General features: G+C 68.7%; 15 protein-coding genes. 5 read left to right on the top strand and 10 right to left on the bottom strand.

Going from position 1 to position 19,506, the window contains the following annotated elements; all coding sequences use genetic code 11:
* Positions 1-2 precede the first annotated feature (2 nt).
* The 7 genes from infA to SNE35_RS03385 all read right to left on the bottom strand — a co-directional run bounded on the left by infA (position 3) and on the right by SNE35_RS03385 (position 8,908).
* Positions 3-269: a translation initiation factor IF-1 gene (gene infA, locus SNE35_RS03415; RefSeq protein WP_320421427.1), complete on the bottom strand. Its 267-nt coding sequence runs from the start codon at positions 267-269 to the stop codon at positions 3-5.
* Between the two features lie 26 nt (positions 270-295).
* Positions 296-511 carry a hypothetical protein gene (locus SNE35_RS03410; RefSeq protein WP_320421426.1) on the bottom strand — a complete coding sequence of 72 codons (216 nt, stop codon included), beginning with the start codon at positions 509-511 and terminating at the stop codon, positions 296-298.
* Positions 512-901: 390 nt separating this feature from the next.
* Positions 902-2,905, bottom strand: coding sequence for a GGDEF domain-containing protein (locus tag SNE35_RS03405; protein WP_320421425.1), 2,004 nt, complete (start codon positions 2,903-2,905; stop codon positions 902-904).
* Positions 2,902-5,013 carry a GGDEF domain-containing protein gene (locus SNE35_RS03400; RefSeq protein WP_320421424.1) on the bottom strand — a complete coding sequence of 704 codons (2,112 nt, stop codon included), beginning with the start codon at positions 5,011-5,013 and terminating at the stop codon, positions 2,902-2,904. The genes SNE35_RS03405 and SNE35_RS03400 overlap by 4 nt, the downstream gene beginning before the upstream one ends.
* A 240-nt stretch (positions 5,014-5,253) precedes the next feature.
* Positions 5,254-6,933 (bottom strand): ABC transporter ATP-binding protein, encoded by a 1,680-nt coding sequence (locus SNE35_RS03395; protein ID WP_320421423.1) that lies wholly within the window; start codon positions 6,931-6,933, stop codon positions 5,254-5,256.
* Positions 6,930-7,973, bottom strand: a complete 1,044-nt coding sequence (locus SNE35_RS03390) for an ABC transporter permease (RefSeq protein ID WP_320421422.1) — start codon at positions 7,971-7,973, stop codon at positions 6,930-6,932. The genes SNE35_RS03395 and SNE35_RS03390 overlap by 4 nt, the downstream gene beginning before the upstream one ends.
* Positions 7,970-8,908, bottom strand: a complete 939-nt coding sequence (locus SNE35_RS03385) for an ABC transporter permease (protein ID WP_320421607.1) — start codon at positions 8,906-8,908, stop codon at positions 7,970-7,972. Before SNE35_RS03385 ends, SNE35_RS03390 begins: the two co-directional genes overlap by 4 nt.
* A 146-nt stretch (positions 8,909-9,054) precedes the next feature.
* Here SNE35_RS03385 and SNE35_RS03380 point away from each other — a divergent pair, with 146 nt between their 5' ends.
* The 4 genes from SNE35_RS03380 to SNE35_RS03365 are packed head-to-tail and all read left to right on the top strand — an operon-like array spanning position 9,055 to position 15,317.
* Complete coding sequence (locus SNE35_RS03380; protein WP_320421421.1) at positions 9,055-10,866, top strand: ABC transporter substrate-binding protein; 1,812 nt, start codon at positions 9,055-9,057, stop codon at positions 10,864-10,866.
* Positions 10,863-12,659 carry an ABC transporter substrate-binding protein gene (locus SNE35_RS03375; RefSeq protein WP_320421420.1) on the top strand — a complete coding sequence of 599 codons (1,797 nt, stop codon included), beginning with the start codon at positions 10,863-10,865 and terminating at the stop codon, positions 12,657-12,659. Before SNE35_RS03380 ends, SNE35_RS03375 begins: the two co-directional genes overlap by 4 nt.
* Positions 12,656-14,428 carry an ABC transporter substrate-binding protein gene (locus SNE35_RS03370; protein WP_320421419.1) on the top strand — a complete coding sequence of 591 codons (1,773 nt, stop codon included), beginning with the start codon at positions 12,656-12,658 and terminating at the stop codon, positions 14,426-14,428. Before SNE35_RS03375 ends, SNE35_RS03370 begins: the two co-directional genes overlap by 4 nt.
* 1 nt (position 14,429) lies before the next feature.
* Positions 14,430-15,317, top strand: a complete 888-nt coding sequence (locus SNE35_RS03365) for an alpha/beta fold hydrolase (RefSeq protein WP_320421418.1) — start codon at positions 14,430-14,432, stop codon at positions 15,315-15,317.
* Here SNE35_RS03365 and SNE35_RS03360 read toward each other — a convergent pair.
* The 3 genes from SNE35_RS03360 to SNE35_RS03350 all read right to left on the bottom strand — a co-directional run bounded on the left by SNE35_RS03360 (position 15,304) and on the right by SNE35_RS03350 (position 18,689).
* Positions 15,304-16,158 (bottom strand): N-acetylmuramoyl-L-alanine amidase, encoded by an 855-nt coding sequence (locus SNE35_RS03360; RefSeq protein ID WP_320421417.1) that lies wholly within the window; start codon positions 16,156-16,158, stop codon positions 15,304-15,306. The two genes, SNE35_RS03365 and SNE35_RS03360, sit on opposite strands and share 14 nt — an antisense overlap.
* A gap of 96 nt (positions 16,159-16,254) precedes the next feature.
* A complete protein-coding gene (locus SNE35_RS03355; protein WP_320421416.1) occupies positions 16,255-17,400 on the bottom strand; it encodes an ABC transporter substrate-binding protein in 1,146 nt (381 codons plus the stop codon).
* A 41-nt stretch (positions 17,401-17,441) separates the two neighbouring features.
* The gene (locus tag SNE35_RS03350; RefSeq protein ID WP_320421415.1) at positions 17,442-18,689 is read right to left on the bottom strand and encodes an MFS transporter; all 1,248 of its coding nucleotides are present in this window, start codon (positions 18,687-18,689) and stop codon (positions 17,442-17,444) included.
* A 195-nt stretch (positions 18,690-18,884) separates the two neighbouring features.
* Between SNE35_RS03350 and SNE35_RS03345 the strand changes: the two genes are divergently transcribed.
* On the top strand, positions 18,885-19,493 hold the full coding sequence (locus SNE35_RS03345; RefSeq protein WP_320421414.1) for a DUF308 domain-containing protein: 609 nt from the start codon (positions 18,885-18,887) through the stop codon (positions 19,491-19,493).
* Positions 19,494-19,506: the final 13 nt, after the last annotated feature.

Below are 19,506 nucleotides of genomic sequence, written 5' to 3'. Positions count from 1 at the left end.
GTTTAGCGGCGGAAGGTCTTCGGCCGCGCCGGCATCGGCGAGGACGGCCGGTCCAGGTGACGGAAGGTGATCCGGCCCTTGGTCAGGTCGTAGGGCGACAGCTCCAGCGACACGTTGTCGCCGGCCAGGATGCGGATGCTGTGCCGGCGCATCTTGCCGCCGGTGTAGGCGATCAGCTCATGTCCGTTGTCGAGACGGACCCGGAACCGCGAGTCCGGCAGGACTTCGTTCACGATGCCACGCATCTCGATCAGTTCTTCCTTGGCCATGGGGCCCTCCTCGTTGTTGTGGTCGATCAGCGCTGCAGCGCCCAGGCCGTTCCTTCGGCCGTGGCGTACTGCAGTGCGGCGCGGGCGTTGGAGAAGCTGGACCTGAATCGGAAGACTCGGTCGACGCTGCTCATGCCTTTGCCGGAGCGAATGGAAACCGAAGCGACGAAACGTCCGTCGTCATCGGGTCGGGTCATGGGTGAGACAAGGAAACGCCCCACCTCAATGCTTTTGTTGTGCATGTTCTTTTGAGGTGTGCGCCTTGATCGGGATGAACCGTCTAGGCGCGGTTTGAATGATGGGCAAGCCGACAGGCCCGCCCGGCCCTCTTTCGAAGGCCGACGAAAATCCTCCGCGACCGACATGGCCTGCGAAGACAGAAACACTCAAGAGCAATCAGCTGGGAGGAAGCTGTAGCGAGCCGCTCGCGAGAGGGAGCCTGGGGAAGGCTGGCGGGGCTGCAGATAAGACCTTAGAAGAAGCGGTCTCGTGCGAATCTATTTGCGGAGTTTACCACTGCGGGGCTTTTGTCGTTTGGTTTGCGCGTTATGCGTCATGGATAGTTGGGTACTACTGCGGCGGTGCCGGGGCGAGACCCGGCGCCGTGGCAGTGGCGAACTGCAACATCCAGCTCAAGCCGGCCCTGCCACCTGCACCATCCTCACCCTCTCCGACGTACACGCCGCCTCGAAATCCGCCTCGATCTCGCCCAGCGCCGCCGTGTCGCGCGCATCCACGGTCGCGATCCCCATCGCTCGGTTGCGCCCCTGGGCTTTGGCAACATAGAGCGCCATGTCCGCCCAGTTGACGGCCTGCTCCCAGTGCACCGGCAGTTGCGCCGGCGGCAGCGGGAAGTGGGCGAAGCCGACGGAGACGGTGACGCGCAGCGGGCCGTCCTCGGTGTCGACCGGGCTGCCGCCCACCGTCTGCAGGATGCGCTCGGCCAGCAGGCTCAGCTGTTCCTGGCCGACGTCCGGTGCGAAGACGAGGAACTCCTCGCCGCCCCAGCGCACGACCAGGTCCTCGGTGCGCACCGCATGGGCCAGCCGGCGCGCGACCTCGCAGATGACGACGTCGCCGATGCCGTGGCCGTGCTGGTCGTTGACGTGCTTGAAGTGGTCGATGTCCACCATCAGCAGCGCGCCGGAGAACTGTGCGGGCGCCGCCATCAGCGCCTGCTGCTGCTCCATCACGGCGAGGAAGTGGCGGCGGTTGGCCAGATCGGTGAGCGGGTCGCGCTCGCTCTGCGCGCGCAGCAGCGCCTGGCTGGCGCGCAGGCGCTTGTTGGCGTCGCGCACGCGCTTGATCATCACGCCCACGAGCACCAGCGACAGGCCCATCAGCACCGCGACGGCGATGCCCAGCTGCTGGCCGAGACGGCGGTTGGAGAGCTGGCGGTCCTTCAGGTCGCGGTCGCGGGTGAGCAGGTCCAGGTCGTGCCGTTCGCGGGTGCTGTCGTACTTCAGTTGCAGCTGCTTCAGCGAGGCCTCGCGATTACGGGCATTGGCCTCGGCGGTGAGCTGGCGCTCCAGGTGGAAGAGGGCGATGGCTTCCTTCGGCTGGCCGGCGCTGGCCCAGGCCTCGCCCAGCTCGCGCAGCTCGTTGATGCGCTGTGTGGTGTCGGGCTGGCCGCGGCGCAGCTCCTCGACGCGTGCGATCTCGCGTCGCGCCGCGTCCACCTGCTTGAGCTGCAGCAGCGCGACCGAGATGTTGTGGCGCAGGACGCGCTCGCTGCGCCGGTCCTTGTAGCGCAGCACCACCGGCAGCGCCTCACGCGACAGCGCCAGCGCATGTGCCGGATCGCCCTGGTGCATGTAGTAGTCGGCCAGGTTGTTCTGCTCGCGTGCGATGAAGCGCGGCGCATCGACCTCGCGCGCCAGGCGCAGCGATTCCTGCAACGCATGCAGCCGGCCGGGCTTGTCGCCGAGCCGCGAGCTCACCATGGACTCGAAGTTGCGCGCGTGCATCTGCAGCATCTTGTCCGCGCCGCTGAACGAGCGGGCGCGCTGCAGCCATTCGTGCGCCTCGGCATAGTTGCCCTGATCCGCGCTGAGTACCGCGAGCAGGCCGGCGCTCTGGGAGGCCTGCTCGGCATAGCCCCCCGCTTCGGCCAGCAGCAGCGATCGCTTGTACAGCGCCTGCGCGGCCGTCACCGCGCCGCGGCGATCCTGCTGCACGGCGAGGATGCTCATGGCTTCCGATAGCGTGCGGAAATCGCAAGCCCGGGCGCTGCGAAGCGCGGCGAGGTCCTCGCCCTGGCAGGCTGGCCCCAGCAGGTCGGCAACCTGCTGGGCCGCGTCCCCGGCTTGCTTGATCTGCGCCTGCCGCGTCGCCACCGTCGCGCGCAGCAGCGCCGCGTGGGCGGCTTCGCCCGGCTGGCCGGCCAGTTGCTCGGCCAGCGCCAGCGCGGCGGCGCTGTCGCCGTTCTCCAGCTGCGTGCGTGCCTCGGCATAGTCCAGTCGAGCCGATGGCCCATGTGCGGCGCGCAGCTCGGCCAGCTGCTTCAGGGCCTGCTCGGGCTGGCGGCGGCCCAGGTCGACAACGGCTTGCAGCTGCGCTTCGTCGGGGCCTGGCGCGGCTTGCGCGGCCACGGCACCGAGTAGCGCCAGCATCGTTGCGACGAACGCCGTCCTCATGGCCGGACCTCGCTGCTCTCGGCCCGGCCCACCGGCCCCTGCAGCGCCACCAGCCTCAGCCGGCCGGCATGGCAGGCGGGCTCGACGGCGGCGGTGATCTGCGCCAGTTCCTGCTCATCGTGTGCGTCGACGTGCTCCACGCCGTAGGCCTTGTTGCGGCCATGCGCCTTGGCCATGTACATGACGGTGTCGACGAGGTCGATCGCGCGCTCCCATTCCAGTCGCAGCTCGTTCGGCGCCAGCGGGAAGCTGGCGAAGCCGATCGAACCGGTCGTCGGGATCAATTGGCCGCCGTGGTGGATCGGCGCGGCGATCAGGTCCAGCAGGCGCTGGGCCAGGCCTTGCGCAAAGGCCGGCTCGCGCGCCTTGACGGCGATCAGGAACTCCTCGCCGCCCCATCGCACGACCAGGTCGTCCTCGCGCAGCGCGCTGCGCAGCCGCCGCGCCACCTCGACCAGCACCGTGTCGCCGGCCGCGTGGCCGTGCTGGTCGTTGATGCGCTTGAAGTGGTCGATGTCGATCAGGAAGAGGCTGCCGTCGAGCTTGCCGTCCGCGGCCAGTTCCTTGATCGCCGACTGGAAGTGGCGCCGGTTGGCCAGGCCCGTCAGCGGGTCGCGCTCGCTCTGGATCTTCAGCTTCGCGTTGCTGCTCGCCAGTGCCTCGTTGGTGCGGCGCACGCGCTTGTAGAACAGCACCATCAGCGCCGAGGTCACGACGATGCAGCCCGCGAGCGAGGCCCACAGCTCCAGCTCCAGGTCGCGGGCGCGGATCTGCTCGGCCATCAGGCTGTTGTCGCGGTTCAGCAGCTCGATCTCCTTGGTCCGCTGGTCGGCGTCGTAGCGCTCCTGCGCTTCCAGCACGGCCTTGCGGGTGTCGTCGCGCAGCACCTGGTCGATCAGCCGGCGGTACTCGTGGTGTGCCTCGATGGCGCCGGTGAGGTCGCCGGCGCGCTCCAGGTATTCGCCCAGCTCCTGCCAGCTCTCGGTGACGCCGGTGGTGGCGCCTTGCTGCTCGTCCAGCGTGATCGCGGCGCGGGTGTCGATCTTGCCCTCGGCCACGCGGCCCATCGAGATCTTGGCCAGGCCAAGGTTCTGCCGCGCGGTGATCTCGGCGTTGAGGTTGCGCGTCTTGCGCGCCAGCGGCAGCGCGGCCTGCGCCAGTTCCAGCGCGCGGGCGAACTTGCCGGAATGGAGGTAGGAGTCGGACAGGTTGGCCATCGCCTGCGCGCTGAAGGACTCGGCGCCCGCTTGCGAGGCCTGCTCCACGGCGGCCAGCAGTGCGCGCTGCGCGGTGCTGGTGTCAGCGTCGCGCGAGTAGATGATGCCCTTGATCGTCTGCAGCTTGTAGATCAGGATCGGATCCGGATCGAGCGCTGCCTGCTCGGCGGCCTCGGCGACCGTCTGCTTGGCGCGGTCCGGCTGCTCGGCGCGGTAGTAGATCAGCGCGAGCTGGGTCAGCGTTTGAGCCACCCGCCAGCTCTGGCCGAGACCCTGTGCCAGGCGCAGGGCGTGGTGGCCATCGGCGATCGCGTCGTCCAGCTCGCCGGCATCCATGCGCACGAGCGCGCGCAGGTTGTGCACGCGGATCAGGTCGGCCGCCGGGGCCTTGCGCAGCGGCTCGGCATCGATGCCGGCCAGCACCTTGCGCGCCTCGCGCACGTCCTGCTGCCCCTTGTAGAAGAACTGTCCCTCGACATAGGCCAGGGCCAGCGTCGCCTGCGCGTGCGTGGCCGGGTTCGGCCAGGCGCGCAGCTGCTGTGCGAAGGCATCGACGCGCAGCCGGTCCTGCGCCAGCGCGGCCAGCGCGCCGGCCTGCGCCAGCACTTCCGCGCGCTCGCCGCTGCCGGGAGCGGTACGCGTGATCAGCTCCTGCAGCTCGGCGTCGTGCGTGGCCGGCTGGGCGGCGCCCGTACGCTCCAGGCCGTCGAGCTGATGGGCGATCTGGGCGGCCACGCTGCGCGCCTCGCTGCCTGCCGAGCTGGCCGGGCGACTGCCGATGAGCATCGCCGAGCCCACGGCTGCCGCCAGGGCGGCCACGCAGGCAAGCGCCCAGCGCCCGCGCCGGGGCGGGCGGAGGTGGCGTTGAGGTGAGGCGTTAGCCCGGTTCATCGGTCGTGGCGGCATGGCCGGAATCAGCGCAGAAGTCTGCCATTTCCGGTCAGCGGGCCGTTGGCGATCGGCGCGGCGTAATTCTCGCTATCGGCGCCTGTATGTATCGATCGCTCGGCTTTTGCATGCCTCGGCCACTGCTTTTGTTCGAATTTGTAAGCGCGCAGTGTAGGCAGGCTGCGGGATTCGCCCGAGAGTAGTCGCCCTAATGGCAATCTTCAGCGGCCTCAGGTCTGTTGTTCAGGCCGGCTGGTAGCCGCGCGGCACCGCGCCGAGCAGGCGCCTCGTGTAGTCCTGCTGTGGCGCCGCCAGCAGCGAGCGCGTTTCGTTCTGCTCGACCACCGCGCCGTTCTGCATCACCAGCACCTCGTCGGCAATGAAGCGCACCACGGCCAGGTCGTGGCTGATGAAGACGTAGCTGAGGCCGAACTCGTCCTGCAGATCCTTCAGCAGGTTCAGCACCTGGGCCTGCACCGAGACGTCCAGCGCCGAGACTGCTTCGTCCAGCACCAGCACCTCCGGCTGCAGGGTCAGGCAGCGCGCGATCGCCACGCGCTGGCGCTGGCCGCCGGAGAACTCGTGCGGGTACTTGTGCAGGGCCGAATCGTCCAGGCCCACCTTCTTCAGCAACTCGCTGGCCCGTGCGGCGCGCTCGGCGGTGTTGGCGCCGATGCCGTGGATCTCCATCGGCTCCAGCAAGGTCTGCCCGATCGTGAAGCGCGGGTTCAGCGAGGCGTACGGGTTCTGGAACACGATCTGGATGCGGCGGCGCATCTTCTGCCATTCGGCGCCGTTCATCGTCAGCAGGTCGCGGCCCTCGAACAGCACCTGGCCGCCGGTCGGCTCGTGCAGGCGCAACAAGGTGAGGCCGGTGGTCGTCTTGCCGGAGCCGGATTCGCCGACGATGCCCAGCGTGTGCCCCTTGCGGAGCTGGAAGTCCACCCCGCGCACAGCCGGGAACTCGCGGCGGCCGAACAGGCCGGCCTTGAAGAAGAAGCTCTTCTTCAGGCCCTTGGCTTCGAGGACGACCGGGGCGTTCGGGTCCTTGGCCTTGCCCGTCTGCTGCGCGGCGCGGCCGGCGATGTGGTCGTCGATCACCATCAGCCGCGCCGGATTGTTCTGCGCGTCGATGCTCGGCCGGCAGGCCAGCAGGGCCTTCGTGTAGTCGTCCTGCGGGTTGCCGAAGATGGCGGCCACCGGCGCCTGCTCGCGCACCTGGCCGTGGCGCATCACGACGACGTGGTCCGCCACCTCGCCGACGACACCCAGGTCGTGCGAGATGAACAGCAGGCTCATCCGGTGCGATTCCTTCAGCCGCGCCAGCAGGTCCATCACCTGGCGCTGGATCGTCACGTCGAGCGCCGTGGTCGGCTCGTCGGCGATCAGCAGCTTGGGCGAGCAGGCCAGCGCCACGGCGATCATCACCCGCTGCTGCTGGCCGCCGGACAGTTCGTGCGGGTAGGCCGAGAGCCGCCGCTTCGGCTCCGGGATGCCGACCTCGTTCAGCAACTCCTCCGCACGCGCCAGCGCCTGGCGGCGGCCCATGCCGAGGTGCTTCACCAGCGGCTCCATGATCTGCTCGGCCACGCTGAACACCGGGTTCAGCGAGCTCATCGGATCCTGGAACACGCAGGCGATCTCGCGCCCGCGGATGGCCTGCAGATCGCGCAGCGAGGCGCGCAACAGATCGCGACCCTGGAACTCGATGCGGCCCTCGCGCTCGGCGTTGTCGGGCAGCAGGTTCAGGATCGACATCGCGGTGACGCTCTTGCCCGAGCCCGATTCGCCGACCAGCGCGACGGTGGTGTTCTCCGGCACGTCGAAGCTGATGCCCTTGACGGCCTGTGTGCGCTGAATCTCGCCGTTATGGCGGCCCATGCGGAACGAGACCTTGAGGTCCTGGATGCTCAGCAAGCTCATTCCAGACCTCGCAGCTTCGGATCGAGCGCATCGCGCAGCGCATCGGTGAACAACGCGAAGGCGGTGACGAACACGGCCATGCAGGCGGTGACCGCTACGAGCTGCCACCAGTAGCCGAGGATCAGCTCCGACTGCGCCTCGGCCAGCATCGTGCCCCAGCTGACCTGGTCGACACCGACGCCCAGGCCCAGATAGGACAGGATCACCTCGCTCTTGATGAAGGCCACGACGTGCAGCGAGAGCTGCACCAGCGCCACGTGCGAGACATTGGGCAGGATGTGCTTGAACATCCGGCTCGTGCGCGAGGCGCCGATCGCCTCGGCCGAGCGCACGTACTCGCGCACCGAGTGCTTGATGAACTCGCCGCGGATCAGCCGGTAGATGCCGGTCCAGCCGGTCAGCGCCAGGATCAGCACGACCGAGCCGACACCGCGCTGCACGATGGCCGCGAACGCGAACACCAGCAGGATGCTGGGGATCGCCGTGAACACGTTGTAGACCCACTCCAGCACGTCGCCCACCACGCCGCCGAAGAAGCCCGACAGCGCGCCCAGCACGGTGCCGATGATCGTCGCCACCAGCGCCGCCAGCAGGCCGACGAGGATGGACACCTCGGCCCCCTTGATCGCCTTGGCGATCACGTCACGGCCGAGCCGGTCGCCGCCGAAGGGCAGGGTCTCGGCCTTGGCCGTGTCGGTCGTCTTGTACTGCGCGGCGCGCTCGGCCCACTCCTTGTAGCGCGGCACCAGCGGGTCGATGTCGCTGAGGTCCACGTTCGGGCCGGTCGGCACGGCGATCGTGCCGGTGGCCTCCGGCGGCGCCGGGCCGATGAAGGTGGGCGAGGCGTTGGGCACGCCCAGCTCCTTCTGCCAGTCCTTCGCCACCAGGCCCGTCGCCGCGGCCAGCACCAGCAGCAGGAACAGGCCGACGATCAGCATCGAGACGATGCCGACACGATCGCCCTTGAGGCGCCGCCAGGCGGCGAGCCAGACACCTTCAGAGGGCCTGACGAACGATGCGTTGCTCACGGCTGCGTTCATTTCAGCACCACCCGCGGATCGACCAGTTTGTAGAGCAGGTCCGTCACGAGATTGACCACCATCGTCAGGAAGGCCAGGTAGATCGAGAAGGCCTGGATGACCGGGTAGTCCGCGCGGTTCACCGCCAGCAGGATCTCGCGGCCCAGGCCCGGGATCGAGAAGAACACCTCGATCAGGAAGGAGCCGACGAAGATGCCGGGCAGGGCCACCGAGACATTGGTGAGGATGGGCATCATCGCGTTGCGCAGCACGTGCTTGAACAGCACCGTGTTCTCGCTCATGCCCTTGGCGCGCGCGGTGCGCACGTAGTCGTGGCCGATCTCGTCGAGGAAGAAGCTGCGGTAGAGGCGGATCTCCGGCGCCAGCGCCACCATCACCACCGTCAGCACCGGCAGCGGCGCGTATTGCTTCAGGTTCGTCCAGGTGCTGTCGCTCCAGCCCTGCACCGGGAACCAGCCCAGGCGGAAGGCGAATACGTACTGCGCCAGGATCACGTAGACCAGCAGCGAGATGCTGACGGCCACGGTCGTCAGGATCATCACCATCCGGTCCGTCAGGCTGCCACGCACATAGGCCACGGCCAGCGCGAACGGGATCGCGAGCACCACCTGCAGGATCAGGATCGGGATCATCACCGTCAGCGTCGCCGGCATGCGCGTGGCGAACAGGTGGCCGATGGACTCATGCGTCGCCCAGCTCTTGCCCCAGTCGAAGGTGACGATCTGCTTGATGAAGATCCAGAGCTGTTCCCACACCGGCTTGTTCAGGCCCAGCTGTTCGCGGATCGACTCCACCATCTCCGGGCTGGCGTTCAGGCCGCCCAGCACCACGGCCGGATCGGCACCGAAATACTTGAACAGGAAGAACACCAGCAGGACCACGCCCAGCAGGGTCGGGATCATCTGCCACAGGCGTCGGATCAGGTAGGCCGCCACTTGCGAGGACTCCAGTGCGAGCGAAGCGGCCGAGTCTAGTGCAGCACTGGCGCACGCCTCATTCATGTTTGCCCAGGGTTGCCGTGCATGGCCCCGGAGGGTGGCAGCCACTAGACTCGGCGGCTTCGCAAGAATCGAGGTACTGGATGTTGTTGCGTCGCGCCTTGCTGGGCCTGCTGATGGTGCTTTCGAGCACCGTGTTTGCGCAGGCGGCCGCAGATGGCACCAAGGTGTTGCGCTATGCCTTCCGCATCGCCGAGACCGGCTTCGATCCGGCCCAGGTCTCCGACCTGTATTCGCGCACGTTGACGGCCGGCATCTTCGATGCGCCGCTGAAGTACGCCTATCTCGCGCGCCCGTACCAGCTCAAGCCCAACACCTTGAGCGCGATGCCCGAGGTCTCGGCCGACTACAAGACCTGGACCCTGCGCGTAAAGCCGGGCATCTACTTCGCCGACGATGCGGCCTTCGGCGGCAAGCGGCGCGAGCTGACCGCGGCCGACTATGCCTACGCGATCAAGCGCCACTACGACCCGGTCAACAAGAGCGGCAATCTCTACGTGTTGGAGGCCGCCGGCATTCCGGGCCTGCCCGAGTTGCGGCGCGAGGCGATGAAGAGCGGCAAGCCCTTCGACTACGAGCGTGCGGTCGAGGGACTGACGCTGGCCGACCGCTACACGCTGCGCATCCGCACCGAGGCCGGCAACCCGCGCTTCCTCTACTGGCTGGCCGATCCGATGCTCGGCGCGGTGGCGCGCGAGGTGGTCGAGCACTACGGCGCGAACATCATGCAGCACCCGGTCGGCACCGGCGCCTGGAGGCTGGGTGCGTGGCGCCGCAGCTCGCGCATCGTGCTGGAGAAGAACCCGGGCTTTCGCGAGGTCTTCTACGACGAGCAGCCGCCGGCCGATGCCGATCCGCGGCTCATCGCCGAGGCCGCACGGCTGAAGGGCAAGCGTCTGCCGCTGGTGGACCGCGTGGAGATCTCGATCATCGAGGAGTCGCAGCCGCGCTGGCTGGCCTTCCTGAGCGGCGAAGCCGACATGATCGAGGAAGTGCCGGCGGACTTCACGGCCATCGCGATGCCGCACAACCAGCTCGCGCCCAATCTCGCCAAGCGCGGCATCCGCATGGACCGCTACGCGCGTGCCGATTTCGTGTCCTCCTACTTCGCGATGGAGAACCCGGTCGTCGGCGGCTTCGAGCCGGCCAAGGTCGCGCTGCGCCGAGCGATCTCGCTGGCCTATGACAACGCGCAGGAGGTCCGCCTCGTGCGCCGCGGCCAGGCGGTGCCGGCGCAAAGCATGGTGGCGCCGGGCACGGCCGGTTTCGATGCGGCCTTCAAGTCGGAGATGAACGAGTTCGACCGTGGCCGCGCCGCGGCGCTGCTGGACCTGTACGGCTACGTGGACCGCGATGGCGACGGCTGGCGCGATCAGCCCGACGGCAGCCCGCTGGTGATCGAGTACGCCACCCAGCCCGATGGCCAGAGCCGCCAGCTCGCCGAGCTGTGGCAGAAGAGCATGGATGCGCTGAAGATCCGCATCAAGTTCCGCATCGCCCAGTGGCCGGAGAACCTGAAGACATCGCGCGCCGGCAAGTTGATGATGTGGGGCGTGAGCTGGAACGCCTCGGTGCCCGATGCCGAGGACTTCCTCTCGCTCGGCTTCGGGCCGAACAAGGGCCAGGCCAATCACTCGCGCTTCGACCTGCCGGCCTACAACGCGCTCTACCTGAAGCAGCAGCACCTGCCCGACGGCCCCGAGCGCCAGCAGATCATCGGCCAGATGCAGCGCCTGATGGTGGCCTACATGCCGCTGAAAGGCCACGTGCATCGCGTCTACACCGACATGACGCAGCCCTGGGTCATCGGCGCGCAGCGCAACCTGTTCCTGCGTGACTTCTGGCAGTACGTGGACATCGACACCGACCTGCTGGCGAAGGCGAACGCATCATGATGAGCTTGCGGCGACGTGAACTGCTGGCGCTGCCAGCCGCGCTGGCCGGCATCGGCACCCGCGCGGCCGAGGCCCCGTCATCCAAGGTGCTGCGCTACGCCTTCCGCGTGGCCGAGACGGGCTTCGATCCACCGCAGCTGAGCGACCTCTACTCGCGCATCCTCACCGCGCACATCTACGAATCGCTCTACACCTACGACCCGCTGGCCCGGCCCGCCAAGATCGTGCCGCTGATCGCCGAGGCCATGCCCGAGGTCAGCGATGACTTCCGCACCTGGACGATCCGCATCAAGCCCGGCATCTTCTTCGCCGACGACCCGGCCTTCGGCGGCAAGCCGCGCGAGCTGGTGGCGCAGGACTTCGTCTACAGCGCGCAGCGCTACGCCGACCCGGCCAACAAGGCCCAGGCCTGGGTGCAGTACGAGGACGCCGGCCTCATCGGCCTGAACGCGCAGCGCCAGCGCGCGCTCAAGGACAAGAAGCCGTTCGACTACGCCGCGCCGCTGGAAGGCCTGCGTGCGCTGGACCGCTACACCTTGCAGTTCAAGACCGAGGAGTCGCGCCCGCGCCTGATCCAGCTGATCCTGGCCGGCAGCGACCTGTACGGCGCGGTGGCGCGCGAGGTGGTCGAGTTCTACGGCGACAGGCTCGGCGAGCACCCGGTCGGCACCGGTCCCTTCAAGCTGAAGAGCTGGCGGCGCAGCTCGCAGATCGTCTTCGAGCGCAACCCCGCCTATCGCGAGCGCTACTACGAGGCCCAGCCGGCAGCCGACGATGCCGAGGGTCAGGCCTTGCTCGCCCGCTTCAAGGGCCGGCGCCTGCCGATGATCGACCAGGTGGAGGTCGTCATCATCGAGGAGCCGCAGCCGCGCTGGCTGGCCTTCCTCGGCGGCGAGCAGAACTTCGTCGAGCGCGTGCCGGAGGACTACATCAGCCAGGCGATGCCGCACGGCAAGCTCGCGCCCAACCTGGCCAAGCGCGGCATCCAGGGCTTCCGCACCTTGGCGCCGGACGTGATGCTGACCCTGTTCAACCTGAACGACCCGGTCGTCGGCGGGCTGGAGCCGGCCAAGGTGGCGCTGCGACGGGCGATCGGCCTGGGCCTGGACGTGCCGCGCGAGCTGCAGGACGTGCGGCGCGGGCAGGGCATCGTCGCGCAATCGCAGGTGCAGCCGCACACCAGTGGCTACGACCCGGCCTATAAGTCCGAGGTGGGCGACTACGACCCCGCCCGCGCGAAGGCTCTGCTGGACCTCTACGGCTACCTGGACCGCGACGGCGACGGCTGGCGCGAGCAGCCCGACGGCAGCCCGCTGGTGCTGGAGCGCCGCACGCAGTCCGACGGCCAGTCGCGCCAGGTCGACGAGGTCTGGGATCGCAGCATGCGCGCGCTGGGCATCCGGCTGCAGCTCACGGTGGCGCAGTGGCCGCAGAACCTGAAGGCCGCGCAGGCGGGCAATTTCATGACCTGGGACGTCAACTTCTCCGCCTCGCAGCCCGACTCCATCGGCGCGATGCAACTGCTCTACGGCCCGGCCGCCGGCACCTTCAATTTCCCCCGCTTCGCCAACGCCCGCTACGACCACATCTACCAGCAGATGCAGTCGATGCCCGACGGCCCCGAGCGTGCTGCGCTGTTCCGCGAGGCCAAGCGCATCCAGGCCGCCTGGGCGCCGCTGAAGCCGCGTGGTCATCGCATCATCACCGACATGGCCATGCCCGAGGTCATCGGCTTCCGCCGGCCGCTGTTCTGGCAGGACTGGTGGCAATACGTGGATATCGTCGCTGCATGAAACGTCTGTTCCTTGCGCTGCTGCTCACCCTGGGCATGGCCCTGCCGGCCCACGCCGAGAAGGTGCTGCGCTACGCCTTCCTGATCGCCGAGACCGGCTTCGATCCGGCGAAAATCAGCGACGAATACTCGCGCGCCGTCACCGCCCACATCTTCGAGTCGCCCTACTGCTACGACCCGCTGGCCCGGCCGGTCAAGATGAAGCCGCTGACCGCCGAGGCGATGCCGCAGGCGGATGCCGAGTTCAAGACCTTCACGATCAAGCTGCGCCCCGGCATCTACTTTGCCGACGACCCGGCCTTCAAGGGCCATCGCCGCGAGCTGACCGCGCAGGACTACGTCTACAGCCTCGAACGCCTGGCCGACCCCGCGCTGAATGCGCCGGCCTGGGCGCTGCTGTCGGACCAGTCGATCCTCGGCCTCGACGAACGCCGCGAGGCCGCGCTGAAGGGCAAGAAGCCCTTCGACTACGACACGCCGCTCGAAGGCCTGCGCGCGCTGGACCGCTACACGCTGCAGATCCGCACGGCCGAGAGCCGGCCGCGACTGCCGCAGATCGTGCTGAGCGGCAGCGACCTGTACGGCGCGGTGGCGCGCGAGGTCGTCGAGGCCTATGGCGACGACATCATGGCCCACCCGGTCGGCACGGGGCCGTTCATGCTCAAGTCCTGGCGCCGCAGCTCGCAGATCGTGCTGGAGCGCAACCCCGGCTATCGCGAGCGCCACTATGACGCGGAACCGGCGCCGGACGACGCCGAGGGCCAGGCGATCGCCGCGCGCCTCAAAGGCCGGCGCATCCCGATGATCGACCGCGTGGAGATCACGATCATCGAGGAGTCTCAGCCGCGCTGGCTGGCCTTCGTGAACGGGCAGCAGGACCTGCTGTTCCGCGTGCCGCCCGAGTTCGTCAATATCGCCATGCCCAACAACAAGGTGGCGCCCAACCTGGCCAAGCGCGGCATCCAGCTGTTCCGCGTGCCGGCCTCGGACCTGGGCTACACCTACTTCAACATGGACGATCCGATCGTCGGCGGCATGGAACCCGCGAAGGTCGCGCTGCGCCGTGCGATCTCGCTGGCCTGGGACATCGAGCGCGAGATCCGCCTGCTGCGACGCGGCCAGGCGATCCCCGCGCAGTCGGACATCCCGCCGGCGACCAGCGGCTACGACCCGGCCTACAAGAGCGAGATGAGCGACTTCGATCCGGCACGCGCCAACGCGCTGCTGGACCTGTACGGCTACAAGGACCGCGACGGCGACGGCTGGCGCGAGATGCCCGACGGCTCGCCGCTGGTGCTGGTCTGGGCCACGCAGCCGGACTCGCTGTCCCGCAGCTATGACGAGCTGTTCCAGATCAATATGCAGCGCGTCCACCTGCGCACCGCCTTCGCGCCCGCCAAGTGGCCGGAGAACCTGAAGTCCGCCGAGGCCAACAAGCTGATGATGTGGTTCCTGGCGAACACGGCCGATAACCCGGACGGCCAGTACTTCCTGCAGCTGCTCTACGGTCCGGCCGTGCACACGGCCAACTACGGCGACTTCCAGCACCCGCGCTACGACGAGATCTACCGCCGCATGCAGTCCCTGCCCGATGGGCCGGAGCGCGACGCGCTGTTCCGCGAGGCCCAGCGCATCCAGGCCGCGTTCGCGCCGATGAAAGTGCACGTGCACCGCATCATTGGCGACATGGCCTACCCTTGGGTCATCGGCTACCGCCGCCCGAAGTTCGCCAGCGATTTCTGGCAGTACATCGACATCGCCCCGCACTGACATGCAGATCTCCGCCAACGGCATCACGCTCGAAGTCGAAGACCACGGCCCGGTCTCCGGCGAGCCGCTGTTGCTGATCATGGGTCTGGGCATGCAGCTGATCGCCTGGCCCGAGGGCTTCGTGCAGCAACTGGTGCGCGCCGGCTTCCGCGTGATCCGCTTCGACAACCGCGACATGGGTCTCAGCCAGCGCTTCGACCACCTGGGCCGGCCCAACGTGGGCATGGCCGCGTTCCAGCACCTGCTGCACCTGCCGGTGCAGGCGCCGTACACGCTGGCCGACATGGCGAACGACGCGGCCGGCGTGCTGCAGGCGCTGGGCATATCGAGCGCGCACGTCTGCGGCGCGTCGATGGGCGGCATGATCGCGCAACACCTGGCCCTGGATCATCCGGCCCTCGTGAAGAGCCTGACGCTGATGATGACCAGCTCCGGCGCGCGCGGCCTGCCGCAGCCATCGATCAAGGTCGGTGCCGCGATGATGAGCAAGCCGTCCGATCCCAAGCAGGTGGACAGCGTCGCCGCCTACTACGTCAAGCTGTTCCGGCTGATCGGCAGCCCTGGCTATCCGACGCCCGAGCCGCAGCTGCGCGCACAGATCGAGGCCTCGATCCGCCGCGGCGGCTTCGCCAACCGCGGCACGGCGCGGCAGCTGGTCGCGGTGGGTGCCGACGGTGCGAGCCGCGCGGAACGCCTGGGCGGCATCGCGGTGCCGACGCGGGTGATCCACGGCGAGGCCGATCCGCTGGTGCCGGTGGCGCACGGCGACGACCTCGCGCGGCGCATCCGCGGCGCCACGCTGGATCGCGTGCCCGGCATGGGCCACGACCTGCCCGAGCCGCTTTGGCCGCGCTTCGCCGAAGGCATCCGGCAGGTCAGCGGACGCTAGGCTTTCCGTCCTTCATCAACATGCCGCCCTCGCTGGCGGCCACGTCGATCAGCGCGGCGGTCTCGGCATCGAGCTGGCCGTCGTAATTGCTGTTGCGGTACTTCATCTGGAAGGCCGAGATGACGTTGCGCGTGTGCTCGTCGAGCTGGCCGGTGGCGGGCACGATGTAGCCGATGTGCGCCAGGCGCTGCTGGGCCCAGGCGATGTCGGGCAGGGCGGCCGCGTAGCCGGCCTGGCGCTGGGCCACCTGGGCCGGGTCCGGCCAGCCGATCACGCCGGCCTCGTAGAGCCGGTGCCAGGGGAAAGCCGGGCCGGGGTCGCGGCGGCGGTCGGGGGCGATGTCCTCATGGCCGATCACGCGGTCCGGCCGGATGTGGTGGCGCGCCACGATGTCCTTGACCAGCGCCACCACGGCGTCGACCTGGGCCGGCGCATAGGGCTGGTACTGGCCGTTGCGCTGGCCGGTCTTCAGGTCCTTGTCGCCGGGGTTGACGATCTCGATGCCGATCGAGGCCGAGTTCAGGTTCTGCGTGCCCTGCCAGTAGCTGGTGCCGGCCTGCCAGGCGCGGCGGTTCTCGTCCACCAGCTGGTAGACCTTGGCCGGCTCCTCGCGCACCAGGTAGTGCGCGCTGACCTTGCCGTAGGGCGGCTCGGCATGGGTGAGCACGCGCAGCGAGTCGTCCCAGCTCTCCTCGGTGTAGTGGATGACGAGGAACAGCACGCGGCTGTCCTCGTTCGCCGAGACGAATTCGCGGCTGGCGCCGGCCGAGCCCAGCGGCGCCTGCGCGCAGGCCGAAAGCAGGAGGGCAGCGGCGGCGCCGGCCCAGGTCATCTTCTTCATGTCGCTACCGGAAGTTCAGCGGCGACGGTAAGGGCCGATGCTGGGCCCAGCCAATCGCTTTCCGGACGCCCGGCATAACCCGGGCGAATACGGACCCTATTGGTTGATCCGCCGCCAGGTGCCGCCCTGCAACTGCATCAGCTCGCGCCCGCGCTTGTCGAAGCCGGAGTGATCGGCCGGCGTCATCGTGTACACGCCCTGCGTGCCCACGACCTCGCGCAGGCCCTCCAGCGCATCGCGCAGCGCGACGCGGAAGGCCTCGGTGCCGGGTTGTGCCTTCTTCGCCGCCTCGGGCACGGCGCGCTGCAGCAGCAGGCCGGCGTCGTAGACGTTGGCGCCGAAGGTGGCGGGCCTGCTGCCGTAGAGCTTCTCGTAGGCGGCGATGTAGTCCTGCGCCAGCTTCTTCGACGGGTTGTCGTCCGGTACTTCGCCGAGCACCAGCATCAGGCTGGCCGCCATCACCGCGCCGTCGACCGCCTTGCCGCCCAGGCGCACGAAGTCCGGCGTGGCCGCGCCGTGAGTCTGGTAGACCTGACCCTTGTAGCCGTGCTCCACCAGCGTCGTCTGCGGCAGCACCGTCGGGCCGCCGGCGGCGCCGACCAGCACGGCGTCCGGCCGCGCGGCGAGGATCTTCGTGGCCTGGCCCAGCACGCTCTGGTCGGTGCGCTGGTAGCGCTCGTCGGCCACGAGGCGGATACCGGCCTTCTCGATCATCGGCACGAACACGCGGTGCCAGGATTCGCCGTAGGCATCGCCGAAGCCGATGAAGGCCACGGTCTTGATGCCCTTCCTGACCATGTGGGCGACCAGCGCCTCGCAGATCAGGCTGTCGTTCTGCGTGGTCTTGAAGACCCACTTCTTCTGCTCGTCCATCGGCAGCACCACCGCCGTCGTGCCCACCGGCGCCAGCAGCGGCGTCCTCGCCTCGGCGACGAACTGCAGCGCCGCCATCGCGTTCGGCGAGCCCGAGGGGCCGATGATCGCGTCGACCTTCTGTTCGCTCAGCAGCTTCTTCACCAGGGTGACGGTCTGCGTGGAGTCGGAGGCGTCGTCGTAGACCGTGTACTCCACGTCCAGCGCGCCGATCTTCTTCGGCAGCAGCGCGGCGCTGTTGCGCTGCGGAATGCCCACCGCGGCGGTCGGGCCGCTGGCCGAGGTGATCACGCCGATGCGCAGGGTTTCGGCATGAGCGGCGAGGGCGGTTGCCGCCGCGGCGAGGGCAAGAAGCAGGCTGCGTTTCATGAGTTGTGCGAAGGGTGGATGTCAGGCTGCCGATGATGCCTTCAACCGGCGCGCCGCGCATGGCGCAGCAGCATCCAGGCCGACAACAGGCAGGCGATGCCGCCGACGCCCATCACCGCTCGCACCGACAGCAGCGCCAGCGCGCTGCCGACCAGCGCGATCAGCACGTTGGCGATGCAGAAGGTCGTCGTCAGCAGGCCCATCACGCGGCCCTGGCCGTGCTCGGCGAATCGTTCGGACATCCAGGCCGGCAGCACCGCGTTGTAGAGCGACTGCGAGGCCCCGGCGCCGATGATGCACAGCACGCCCAGCCAGCCCGGCGCGAGTGCCAGCGCGATGATGCAGACCGAGGCCAGCAGGGCGGCCCGTGCCGCGCCGGCGAGCCGCGGCTTGCCGCGCGAGAAGCGGCCCGCGGCGAGGCTGGCCAAGGTCATGGCCGCGCACTGGGCGGCCGTCACCCAGGCGATGCCGACGCTGCTGAGCCCCAGCTTCTCCAGCAGCCACAGCGGCGAGAACTCGTACAGCGCGTTGATGCCCAGCGTATAGGACAGTTGCAGCAGGAACAGCGGCACCAGGCGCCGGTCCTTGGCCAGCAGCCCGAGCGCCTGCTGCTCGCGCATCGCCTTCAACAGATGCAAGGGTTCCGAGGGGCGGGGCGCCTGGCGCGGCAGCGCGAGCTGCAGCACCAGCTGGCAGGGCAGCATCGCCAGCGCCGCCAGCACGAAGGGCACCGGCTCGCCCAGCGGCAAGGTCAGCCCGCCGACCAGCGGCCCGAGCAGCCAGCCCATGTAGAGGCAGGCATTGAGCGAGGCGAAGGCCTTGGTGCGGTCCACGCCCTGCTCGCCCAGGTCGGCCAGCAGCGCGCGGGCGACGGCGGTGTTGCCCTCGGTCAGGCCGGTGGCGAAGCGGGCGGCGATGAAGAGCAGATACCAGCGCTCATGCAGCGCGAAGGCCGTGATCAGGTTGCCGACGAAGCAGGCCGTCAGCGTGAAGGTGAGCAGCGCGCGGCGGCCGTAACGGTCCGACAGCGGGCCGATGAACAGGCTGCCGATCAGGATGCCCAGCGGATTCGCCGCCAGAGCCACGCCCATCAGCAGCCGCGGGTCCAGCCCGGCGAAGCGTGTGAAGCCGTCGGCCGCACCGCCGACGAAGATCGGCGCGAGGATGGGGTAGGCCATCGACACGCCGATGGTGCTCATCATCGACAGTGCACAGACGGCGGCGACGACCCACTGCGGGTGGCGGATGTTCGGGGACGGGGCGAGGGGCGTGGTGGAAGCGCTGGACATGGGCCGGCATTGTGCAAGCTCAAGTGCGCTTGAGCGCAAGCGGGATCGGAAGCGGGGCCCTGGCGGATTTCTGGCCGGTCCGTTGGAGCGAACGCCGCTCCCGCCCAAACCTTGGTAGGGGTTGGACAAACCTACATCCAATGGTGAGGCCCTGTCGATCCTGGTGTCATACGTCCACCCCTCTGAAGGACAACCATGATCCGCACGAACCCATCCATCTACGCGATCTCCACGCCCTCGTCGCCGGCGAATCGCACCTCCCTGTCGAAGCTCTATCTGTGCCGCGGCCTGCTCGCGCTGTTGTGGGCAGCCGCCTTCGCTCCGGTGCACGCGAGCTTGGGCGCCGCGGCGACGGCATTGCTCGTGATCTATCCGCTGATCGACGCGATCTCGTCGCTGGTCGACTACCGCGCGCTGCAGCGCGATGCGGAGCGCCGCATCACCGCCTTCAACGCAACGCTGAGCACTCTTGCGGCGATCGCCACGGGCTCAGTCGCAGCCTACGGCCCCGCCGCCGTGCTCGCCGTCTTCGGCGCCTGGGCGGCCATCGCCGGTGCGGCGCAGTTCGCGCTGGGCATTCGCAGGCGTGGCGAGGAGTTCGGTCGACAGTGGCCGATGCTCGTCTCCGGTGGCCTGTCCTTTCTCGTCGGCATCACGTACTGCATCCAGGCCACCGGGCCCATGCCGTCCCTGGCCGTGCTGTCGGTCTATGCGACCGGAGGCGGCGGATTCTTCGTCATCCAGGCGGGACTGCTGGCATGGCGCTCGCGCCGCCAGCGTCGGTCCCGATACCTCGTTCGTTGACCTCCCGCCTGCC

The sequence above is a fragment of the Roseateles agri genome (genome assembly GCF_034043675.1).
Classification (GTDB): domain Bacteria; phylum Pseudomonadota; class Gammaproteobacteria; order Burkholderiales; family Burkholderiaceae_C; genus KK5.
This window is presented reverse-complemented; position numbering and strand designations above follow the sequence as displayed.